Origin of the sequence: Streptococcus mitis (assembly GCF_002096815.1) — a bacterium.
Taxonomy (GTDB): domain Bacteria; phylum Bacillota; class Bacilli; order Lactobacillales; family Streptococcaceae; genus Streptococcus; species Streptococcus mitis_AD.
Window position 1 is genome coordinate 1 of sequence record NZ_NCVJ01000007.1, and the last position, 683, is coordinate 683.

Annotated in this window: 1 protein-coding gene and 1 pseudogene; both read right to left on the bottom strand. The window is 50.5% G+C overall.

Annotated elements, in window-relative coordinates; genetic code table 11:
- A pseudogene (locus B7696_RS10375) lies at positions 1-289 on the bottom strand (hypothetical protein); the annotation flags it as partial.
- Entirely contained in the window at positions 267-641 is a 375-nt protein-coding gene (locus B7696_RS10380; RefSeq protein WP_192856262.1) for a hypothetical protein, read from the bottom strand. The pseudogene B7696_RS10375 and the gene B7696_RS10380, both read right to left, overlap by 23 nt.
- Positions 642-683: the final 42 nt, after the last annotated feature.

Consider the following 683-nt stretch of genomic DNA (forward strand, 5'->3'; position numbering starts at 1 on the left):
TCTGAGTCAGCATCAACAAGTGCAAGCCAATCAGCAAGCACATCGGCATCTGAATCAGCGTCAACAAGTGCGAGCCAATCAGCAAGCACATCGGCGTCTGAGTCAGCCTCAACAAGTGCAAGTCAATCAGCAAGCACATCGGCATCTGAGTCAGCGTCAACAAGTGCAAGTCAATCAGCAAGCACGTCGGCATCTGAATCAGCCTCAACAAGTGCAAGCCAATCAGCAAGCACATCGGCATCTGAATCAGCATCAACAAGTGCAAGTCAATCAGCAAGCACATCGGCATCTGAGTCAGCCTCAACAAGTGCAAGCCAATCAGCAAGCACATCAGCTTCTGAATCAGCCTCAACAAGTGCGAGCCAATCAGCAAGCACATCGGCATCTGAATCAGCATCAACAAGCGCGAGCCAATCAGCAAGCACAAGTGCCTCTGAGTCAGCCTCAACAAGTGCGAGCCAATCAGCAAGCACATCGGCATCTGAATCAGCCTCAACAAGTGCAAGCCAATCAGCAAGCACATCAGCTTCTGAGTCAGCCTCAACAAGTGCAAGCCAATCAGCAAGCACATCAGCATCTGAGTCAGCATCAACAAGTGCGAGCCAATCAGCCTCAACAAGTGCAAGCCAATCAGCAAGCACATCAGCTTCTGAATCAGCCTCAACAAGTGCGAGTCAATCAGC